The sequence below is a fragment of the Klebsiella sp. HN106 genome, assembly GCF_051209435.1.
GTDB classification, from domain to species: Bacteria; Pseudomonadota; Gammaproteobacteria; order Enterobacterales; family Enterobacteriaceae; genus Klebsiella; species Klebsiella oxytoca.
Genome location: NZ_JBLURD010000033.1, coordinates 1 through 9165, shown reverse-complemented (window position 1 = coordinate 9165; position 9165 = coordinate 1). Strand labels below are relative to the sequence as shown.

General features: G+C 57.5%; 10 protein-coding genes and 1 pseudogene. 10 read left to right on the top strand and 1 reads right to left on the bottom strand.

Annotated elements, in window-relative coordinates; genetic code table 11:
• The 10 genes and pseudogenes from ACSIPU_RS29655 to ACSIPU_RS29610 all read left to right on the top strand — a co-directional run.
• Positions 1-125, top strand: a 125-nt coding sequence (locus ACSIPU_RS29655) for an IS1 family transposase (protein WP_045265521.1), incomplete at its 5' end; no start/stop codon positions are given.
• A gap of 370 nt (positions 126-495) precedes the next feature.
• Complete coding sequence (gene fecI, locus ACSIPU_RS29650; RefSeq protein WP_016151347.1) at positions 496-1017, top strand: RNA polymerase sigma factor FecI; 522 nt, start codon at positions 496-498, stop codon at positions 1015-1017.
• The gene (fecR, locus tag ACSIPU_RS29645) at positions 1014-1967 is read left to right on the top strand and encodes a ferric citrate uptake sigma factor regulator FecR (protein WP_004118237.1); all 954 of its coding nucleotides are present in this window, start codon (positions 1014-1016) and stop codon (positions 1965-1967) included. Before fecI ends, fecR begins: the two co-directional genes overlap by 4 nt.
• Positions 1968-2053: 86 nt before the next feature.
• Positions 2054-4378, top strand: coding sequence for a TonB-dependent Fe(3+) dicitrate receptor FecA (fecA, locus tag ACSIPU_RS29640; protein WP_007898891.1), 2325 nt, complete (start codon positions 2054-2056; stop codon positions 4376-4378).
• A 44-nt stretch (positions 4379-4422) separates the two neighbouring features.
• On the top strand, positions 4423-5325 hold the full coding sequence (gene fecB, locus ACSIPU_RS29635) for a Fe(3+) dicitrate ABC transporter substrate-binding protein FecB (RefSeq protein WP_007898890.1): 903 nt from the start codon (positions 4423-4425) through the stop codon (positions 5323-5325).
• Positions 5322-6320 carry an iron-dicitrate ABC transporter permease FecC gene (gene fecC, locus ACSIPU_RS29630; protein WP_004118243.1) on the top strand — a complete coding sequence of 333 codons (999 nt, stop codon included), beginning with the start codon at positions 5322-5324 and terminating at the stop codon, positions 6318-6320. Before fecB ends, fecC begins: the two co-directional genes overlap by 4 nt.
• The gene (gene fecD, locus ACSIPU_RS29625) at positions 6317-7273 is read left to right on the top strand and encodes a Fe(3+) dicitrate ABC transporter permease subunit FecD (RefSeq protein ID WP_004118246.1); all 957 of its coding nucleotides are present in this window, start codon (positions 6317-6319) and stop codon (positions 7271-7273) included. The genes fecC and fecD overlap by 4 nt, the downstream gene beginning before the upstream one ends.
• Complete coding sequence (gene fecE, locus ACSIPU_RS29620; protein ID WP_004152282.1) at positions 7274-8041, top strand: Fe(3+) dicitrate ABC transporter ATP-binding protein FecE; 768 nt, start codon at positions 7274-7276, stop codon at positions 8039-8041. It abuts the gene before it with no gap.
• A gap of 53 nt (positions 8042-8094) precedes the next feature.
• Complete coding sequence (tnpB, locus tag ACSIPU_RS29615; protein WP_028018554.1) at positions 8095-8433, top strand: IS66 family insertion sequence element accessory protein TnpB; 339 nt, start codon at positions 8095-8097, stop codon at positions 8431-8433.
• Between the two features lie 49 nt (positions 8434-8482).
• A pseudogene (locus tag ACSIPU_RS29610) lies at positions 8483-8741 on the top strand (IS66 family transposase); the annotation flags it as partial.
• A 22-nt stretch (positions 8742-8763) separates the two neighbouring features.
• On the opposite strand, the gene ACSIPU_RS29605 reads toward ACSIPU_RS29610, so the two are convergent.
• Positions 8764-9165: EAL domain-containing protein (locus ACSIPU_RS29605; protein ID WP_414190202.1), on the bottom strand; the 402-nt coding region annotated here is incomplete at its 5' end.

The window sequence follows — 9165 nt, the reverse complement described above, 5'->3', positions numbered from 1 at the left end:
GGCATAACCTGAATCTGAGGCAGCACCTGGCACGGCTGGGACGGAAGTCGCTGTCGCTCACAAAATCGGTGGAGCTGCATGACAAAGTCATCGGGCATTATCTGAACATAAAACACTATCAATAATTTTGAGTCATTACCCAGTTAGCAATAACCCCCGCTTGCGGGGGCCATACCCACCAGGAGCAAACGCAGAAAGCCCGAGATACTTCTGCTGTACCGGGGGCTGGCGACATTTCAGGCAACACTCATAGTTGACATCCTCCCCGCCCTAAAGGGCGGGGAGGATGTCAATAATAGCAGACCACATCATGATGTCATTCTGACCGACAGATGCCAGAAGCAGAGGATCCATCCCATTTTATACCTACCTTATAACACTTAGAAAAACAACATGTTAAAAATGTTTATTGGAAACAATTTTATTTCCAATTGTAATGATAACCATTCTCATATTAATATGGCTACGTGATAATTAACTTTTGATGCACTCCGCATGTCTGACCGTGCCACTTCCACAGCTTCCTTAACGTTCGAGTCGCTTTATGGCACCCATCACGGCTGGTTGAAAAGTTGGCTGACGCGCAAACTCCAGTCTGCCTTTGATGCAGATGACATTGCCCAGGACACTTTTTTGCGGGTAATGAGCAGCGAAACGCTCTCGACGATCCGCGATCCTCGCTCTTTCCTGTGCACTATCGCCAAACGCGTGATGGTGGACCTGTTTCGCCGAAACGCGCTGGAAAAAGCGTATCTGGAGATGCTGGCGCTTATGCCGGAGGGGGTAGCGCCTTCACCTGAGGAACGCGAAAGCCAGCTCGAGACCCTACAACTCGTCGACAGCATGCTGGACGGGCTAAACGGAAAAACACGTGAAGCGTTTCTGCTTTCGCAACTGGATGGCCTGACATACAGCGAGATTGCGCACAAACTCGGTGTTTCCGTCAGCTCCGTGAAAAAATACGTGGCGAAAGCCGTCGAGCACTGCCTGCTGTTTCGTCTGGAGCATGGGTTATGAATCCTTCGTTAACCGATTCCCGCCGTCAGGCGCTGCGTTCAGCTTCCCACTGGTATGCCGTGCTAAGCGGCGAGCGCGTCAGCCCACAACAGGAAGCGCGCTGGCAACAGTGGTATGAACAGGATCAGGATAACCAGTGGGCCTGGCAGCAGGTTGAAAACCTGCGCAACCAGCTTGGCGGTGTGCCTGGCGACGTTGCCAGCCGGGCGCTGCACGATACCCGCCTCACCCGCCGTCACGTGATGAAAGGATTACTGCTGTTGCTCGGCGCTGGCGGAGGCTGGCAACTCTGGCAGTCGGAAACCGGCGAAGGTCTGCGGGCAGATTACCGCACCGCCAAAGGCGCAGTCAGCCGTCAGCAACTGGAAGATGGCTCCCTGCTCACGCTGAATACCCAAAGCGCGGCGGATGTGCGTTTTGATGCGCATCAGCGCACCGTCCGGCTCTGGTACGGTGAAATCGCCATTACTACCGCGAAAGATGCGCAGCAACGCCCCTTCCGCGTCCTGACCCGTCAGGGCCAACTCACCGCTTTAGGGACAGAATTTACCGTCCGCCAGCAGGATAATTTCACGCAGCTTGACGTGCAGCAGCACGCCGTGGAAGTGCTTCTCGCCAGTGCCCCCGCGCAAAAACGCATCGTGAACGCTGGTGAAAGCCTGCAGTTCAGCGCCTCTGAGTTTGGCGCAGTGAAACCGCTGGATGACGAGAGTACAAGCTGGACGAAGGGCATCCTGAGCTTCAGCGATAAACCGCTGGGTGAGGTGATAGCCACGCTAAGCCGTTACCGCAACGGCGTGCTGCGCTGCGATCCCGCCGTTGCCGGGCTGCGCCTGAGCGGGACGTTCCCGCTGAAAAATACCGATGCGATCCTGAACGTTATCGCTCAAACGCTTCCCGTTAAAATTCAGTCTATTACGCGGTACTGGATAAACATTTCACCGCTGTAAGAAAAATAATTCTCATTTCGATTGTCCTTTTTACCCTTCTCGTTCGACTCATAGCTGAACACAACAAAAATGATGATGGAGAAGGTATGACGCCGTTACGCGTTTTTCGTAAAACAACACCTTTGGTTAACGCCATTCGCCTGAGCCTGCTGCCGCTGGCCGGTCTCTCGTTTTCCGCTTTTGCTGCACAGGTTGATATCGCACCGGGATCGCTCGACAAAGCGCTCAATCAGTATGCCGCACACAGCGGAATTACCCTCTCGGTTGACGCCAGCCTGACGCGCGGCAAGCAGAGCAACGGCCTGCACGGAGATTACGACGTCGAGAGCGGCCTGCAACAACTGCTGGACGGCAGCGGACTGCAGGTAAAACCGCTGAGAAATAACAGCTGGACGCTGGAGACCGCGCCCGCGCCAAAAGAAGATGCCCTGACCGTGGTCGGCGACTGGCTGGGCGATGCGCGTGAAAACGACGTATTTGAACATGCTGGCGCGCGTGACGTGATCCGCCGTGAGGATTTCGCCAAAACCGGCGCAACCACCATGCGTGAGGTGCTTAACCGCATCCCTGGCGTCAGCGCGCCGGAAAACAACGGCACCGGCAGCCACGACCTGGCGATGAACTTTGGCATCCGGGGCCTGAACCCACGCCTCGCCAGCCGCTCGACCGTCCTGATGGACGGCATCCCCGTCCCCTTTGCCCCTTACGGTCAGCCGCAGCTTTCACTGGCTCCCGTTTCGCTCGGCAACATGGATGCCATTGACGTGGTGCGCGGTGGTGGTGCGGTGCGTTACGGACCGCAGAGCGTGGGCGGCGTGGTGAACTTTGTTACCCGCGCCATTCCGCAGGACTTTGGTATCGAGGCGGGGGTGGAAGGTCAGCTCAGCCCAACCTCTTCACAAAACAACCCGAAAGAGACGCACAACCTGATGGTGGGCGGCACAGCGGACAACGGTTTTGGCACCGCGCTGCTCTACTCCGGCACGCGCGGCAGTGACTGGCGCGAGCACAGCGCCACCCGCATCGACGACCTGATGCTGAAAAGCAAATATGCGCCGAATGAGGTGCACACCTTCAACAGCCTGCTGCAATATTACGATGGTGAAGCCGACATGCCCGGCGGCCTGTCCCGCGCGGATTACGACGCCGATCGCTGGCAATCCACCCGCCCGTATGACCGCTTCTGGGGCCGTCGCAAGCTGGCGAGCCTGGGCTACCAGTTCCAGCCGGACAGCCAGCATAAATTCAACATTCAGGGGTTCTACACCCAAACCCTGCGCAGCGGCTACCTGGAGCAAGGCAAACGCATCACCCTCTCGCCGCGTAACTACTGGGTGCGCGGTATTGAGCCACGCTACAGCCAGAGCTTTATGATCGGCCCTTCCGCGCACGAAGTGGGCGTGGGCTATCGCTATGTGAATGAATCAACGCATGAAATGCGTTACTACACCGCCACCAGCAGCGGGCAGTTGCCGTCCGGCTCAAGCCCTTACGACCGCGACACGCGTTCCGGCACCGAGGCGCACGCCTGGTATCTGGATGACAAAATCGACATCGGCAACTGGACCATCACGCCGGGTATGCGTTTCGAACATATCGAGTCATACCAGAACAACGCCATCAAAGGCACGCACGAAGAGGTGAGCTATAACGCACCGCTTCCGGCGTTGAACGTGCTCTATCACCTGACTGATAGCTGGAATCTTTATGCAAACACTGAAGGCTCGTTCGGCACCGTACAGTACAGCCAGATTGGCAAGGCTGTGCAAAGCGGCAATGTGGAACCGGAAAAAGCGCGAACCTGGGAACTCGGTACCCGCTACGATGACGGCGCGCTGACGGCGGAAATGGGGCTGTTCCTGATTAACTTTAACAATCAGTACGACTCCAACCAGACCAACGACACCGTCACTGCACGTGGCAAAACGCGCCATACCGGGCTGGAAACGCAGGCACGTTACGACCTGGGTACGCTAACGCCAACGCTTGATAACGTTTCCGTCTACGCCAGCTATGCGTATGTGAACGCGGAAATCCGCGAGAAAGGCGACACCTATGGCAATCAGGTGCCATTCTCCCCGAAACATAAAGGCACGCTGGGCGTGGACTACAAGCCGGGCAACTGGACGTTCAATCTGAACAGCGATTTCCAGTCCAGCCAGTTTGCGGATAACGCCAATACGGTGAAAGAGAGCGCCGACGGCAGTACCGGCCGCATTCCCGGCTTCATGCTCTGGGGCGCACGCGTGGCGTATGACTTTGGCCCGCAGATGGCAGATCTGAACCTGGCGTTCGGTGTGAAAAACATCTTCGACCAGGACTACTTCATCCGCTCTTATGACGACAACAACAAAGGCATCTACGCAGGCCAGCCGCGCACGCTGTATATGCAGGGGTCGTTGAAGTTCTGATGTGTTAACGCCCGGCTTGCCGGGCTTTTAGCTGGAATGTGACTATGTTGGCATTTATCCGTTTTCTTTTTGCAGGCCTGCTGCTGGTGATCGGCCACGCCTTTGCCGCCACGGTTCAGGACGAACACGGCACGTTTACACTCGATAAAACGCCACAACGGATTGTGGTGCTGGAACTCTCGTTCGCCGATGCGCTGGCCGCCGTGGACGTCAGCCCGATCGGTATTGCCGACGATAACGATGCAAAACGCATCCTGCCCGAAGTGCGTGCGCACCTGAAACCGTGGCAGTCCGTCGGAACGCGCGCGCAGCCGAGCCTGGAAGCCATTGCTGCCCTGAAACCAGACCTGATCATTGCCGACAGCAGTCGCCATGCGGGGATTTACACTGCCTTGCAGCAAATCGCGCCGGTACTGCTGCTTAAGTCCCGCAACGAAACCTACGCTGAAAATTTGCACTCAGCGGCTATCATCGGCGAAGTGGTAGGTAAAAAACGAGAGATGCAGGCGCGTCTGGAACAACATAAAGAGAAGATGGCGCAGTGGTCCAGCCAGCTTCCCACAGGGACACGCGTGGCCTTTGGCACATCACGCGAACAGCTATTCAACCTGCATACCCAGGAGACCTGGACCGGCAGCGTGCTGGCTTCTCTGGGGCTGAACGTTCCCGCTGCGATGGCGGGCGCGTCCATGCCGTCCATCGGCCTGGAGCAACTGCTGGCGGTCAATCCTGCCTGGCTGCTGGTTGCCCACTATCGCGAAGAGAGCATTGTTAAACGCTGGCAACAAGATCCGCTCTGGCAGATATTAACCGCCGCGCAGAAGCAGCAGGTTGCTTCAGTCGACAGTAACGCCTGGGCGCGGATGCGCGGTATTTTTGCCGCAGAGCGTATTGCCGCTGACACGGTAAAAATCTTCCACCATCAGCCGCTTACCGATGTGAAATGACCGCGCTAAAACACCCGGTGCTGCTGTGGGGGCTTCCCGTTGCAGTACTTATTATTATTTTCTGGCTGAGTCTGTTTTGCTACTCGGCCATTCCTGTTTCCGGAGCAGACGCAATCCGCGCCCTGCTGCCTGGACACACGCCAACGCTACCAGAAGCGCTGGTGCAAAACCTTCGTTTGCCGCGAAGCCTGGTCGCCGTTCTGATCGGCGCAAGCCTGGCGCTCGCGGGCACGCTGCTGCAAACCCTGACCCACAACCCAATGGCCTCTCCTTCACTGCTCGGCATTAACAGCGGCGCGGCGCTGGCTATGGCGCTTACCAGCGCGCTGAGTCCGACGCCGGTTGCAGGCTATTCCCTGTCGTTCATCGCGGCATGCGGGGGCGGCGTGAGCTGGCTGCTGGTCATGACCGCAGGAGGCGGGTTTCGTCATACCCAGGACAGAAACAAACTGATCCTCGCGGGTATCGCGCTGTCGGCCTTTTGTATGGCCCTGACCCGCATCACCCTGCTGCTGGCCGAAGATCATGCTTACGGCATCTTTTACTGGCTGGCAGGCGGAGTGTCCCACGCCCACTGGCAGGATGTCTGGCAGCTCTTGCCGGTGGTGGTCACTGCAGTCCCTGTCGTGTTGCTGCTGGCGAATCAACTGAACCTGCTCAACGTCAGCGACAGTACCGCCCATACGCTGGGAGTGAACCTGCCGAGACTACGTTTGATCATCAATATGTTAGTGCTGCTTCTGGTTGGCGCGTGCGTCAGTGTGGCAGGTCCGGTGGCGTTTATCGGCCTGCTGGTGCCACATCTGGCGCGCTTCTGGGCAGGCTTCGATCAGCGCAACGTACTGCCGGTGAGCATGCTGCTGGGGGCCACGCTGATGCTGATGGCAGATGTACTCGCACGCGCGCTGGCCTTCCCCGGCGATCTGCCCGCAGGCGCAGTGCTGGCGCTGATTGGCAGTCCTTGCTTTGTCTGGCTGGTGAGGAGGCGAGGATGAAAATTGCGCTGGTCATTTTCATCACCCTTGCCCTGGCAGGTTGTGCGCTGTTATCACTCCATATGGGGGTGATCCCCGTGCCGTGGCGCGCGCTGCTGACCGACTGGCAGGACGGACGCGAGCATTATTATGTATTGATGGAGTACCGACTGCCGCGCTTGCTGCTGGCACTGTTTGTCGGTGCAGCCCTCGCCGTGGCGGGCGTGCTGGTACAGGGGATTGTGCGTAACCCGCTAGCATCACCGGATATTCTCGGCATTAACCATGCCGCCAGCCTTGCCTCTGTGGGAGCACTGCTTCTTATGCCATCACTATCCGTGATGGTGCTGCCGCTGCTGGCCTTTGCGGGCGGTATGGCGGGGTTGATCTTGCTGAAGATGCTGGCAAAGACCCACCAGCCGATGAAGCTGGCGCTCACCGGCGTGGCGCTTTCCGCCTGCTGGGCGAGCCTGACGGATTACCTGATGCTCCTGCACCCGCAGGATGTAAACAGTGCCCTGCTGTGGCTGACGGGTAGCTTATGGGGGCGCGACTGGCACTTTGTGAAGATTGCCGTGCCGTTGCTCATTCTGTTTTTGCCGCTGAGCCTGCGCTTTTGTCGCGATCTCGACCTGCTAGCGCTGGGCGATGCACGAGCAGCCACGCTCGGCGTGTCGGTTCAGCGCACCCGGTTCCAGGGGCTGATGCTGGCTGTCGCGATGACAGCAACCGGCGTGGCCGTCTGTGGCCCGATAAGTTTTATTGGTCTCGTCGTGCCGCACATGGTGCGCAGGATCGCCGGCGGGCGTCACCGCTGGCTGATGCCCGTTTCGGCCCTGACGGGCGCGTTGTTGCTGGTCATTGCCGATCTGCTGGCACGAATCATTCATCCGCCGCTGGAGCTTCCGGCAGGCGTGCTGACCGCCATTATCGGCGCACCGTGGTTTGTCTGGCTGCTTGTGAGAATGCGATAAATGAGATTACGTACTGAAAATCTGACCGTCAGCTATGGCGCACAAACCGTGCTGGATGGACTTTCTCTCGCCCTGCCTGCCGGAAAAATCACGGCCCTGCTCGGCCCTAACGGTTGCGGGAAATCGACGCTGTTGAACTGTTTTTCTCGCCTGTTAACACCAGACTCTGGCGAGATATTGCTTGATGAAAAACCCATAGCCGGTTTTTCCGCCCGCCAGCTGGCTCGCCGCCTGGCTTTACTGCCGCAACACCATTTATCCCCCGAGGGGATCACTGTACGGGAACTGGTTTCCTACGGCCGCAGCCCGTGGCTGTCGTTGTGGGGGCGACTCTCCGCGGAAGACAACGAGCGGGTCAACGTGGCAATGAGTCAGACCCGGACGCGCAATCTGGCTGACCGCAGGTTAACCCAGCTTTCCGGCGGCCAGCGCCAGCGTGCGTTTCTGGCGATGGTGCTGGCACAGGATACGCCACTCATTCTTCTTGATGAGCCTACGACCTACCTCGATATCAATCATCAGGTTGAACTGATGCGCCTGATGGTTGAACTCAAAAGGCAGGGGAAAACCGTAGTGACGGTACTCCACGATCTGAATCAGGCCAGCCGCTATTGCGATCATCTGGTGGTACTGGCAAGCGGTCGCGTGATGGCGCAAGGTGCTCCGGAAGCAGTGATGAAACCAGAGCTTCTAAAGACGGTGTTCAGCGTAGAAGCGGAAATCCATCCCGAACCGGTATCTGGCAGACCCATGTGTGTGGTGAAGTAGTCTGGCGAAGTCATAAGGATCATCACAGGACAGATAAAGGAAGTGATAACCACCTGCCAACAGGCACCAAAATCTGGCTGGTTGCCGGTATCACCGACATGCGCAACGGCTTCAATGGTCTCGCCGCAAAGGTGCAGACGATGCTGAAAGATGACCCGATATCCGGCCATGTCTTCATCTTCCGGGGCCGCAGCGGCAGTAAGGTCAAACTGCTGTGGTCCACCGGCGACGGGCTGTGCCTGCTGACCAAACGGCTGGAACGCGGCCGCTTCGCCTGGCCCTCTGCCCGCGATGGCAAAGTGTTCCTGACCCCGGCGCAGCTGGCAATGCTTCTGGAAGGCATCGACTGGCGGCAGCCTAAAAGACTGCTTACGTCCCTGACCATGTTGTAGGCCTCTTTATCCTGGTTGTCGTTGAATAAGCCTGGTAAAATGCGGGCTTATGAACAACACCTCCCCCTGACGACATCCTTCTGCTGAAACAGCGCCTGTCCGAACAGGAAGCGCTGAACCGCGCCCTGCTGGAAAAGCAGGCCGACCGGGAGCGCGAAATAGACCATCTGCAGGCGCAGCTGGATAAGCTTCGCCGGATGAACTTCGGCAGTCGTTCTGAATAAATCTCCCGCCGCATCGCGCAGATAGAAGCCGACCTGAACCGGCTTCAGACAGAAAGCGATACGCTGACGGGTCGGGTTGCCGATACGGGCCGGGCCCCGTATCGTTTTAACCCTGAATATTCATCGCAGATATTGTTTCGGGTTTTCCGGTATACCAGCCCTGAACTAGGTAACCGGGGCCAAGAGAACGGACGAATTCAAACTGTCCTGGCGTTTCCACCCCTTCAAACACCAGTGGTTTGCCAGTACCACGTAACCCTTTCACCACAGAAACAAGTAGCGCTCGCTTCACCGGGTCATCAATATTGGCAATAAAAATACGGTCTATTTTTATCTCATCGAAATCCAGTACCGTCAGCCATTCAATATGGGGGCCGCTTGGCAAACGGAATCTATGGTCACTCCCGTTTTTGCAACACCGATTTTGACGATAAATTGGCTTGCTTGAATCTATCCGGCGTCTGAATGGGATTTTATTCCCGCGCCTCGATGAGTTCCGCGCCTGATG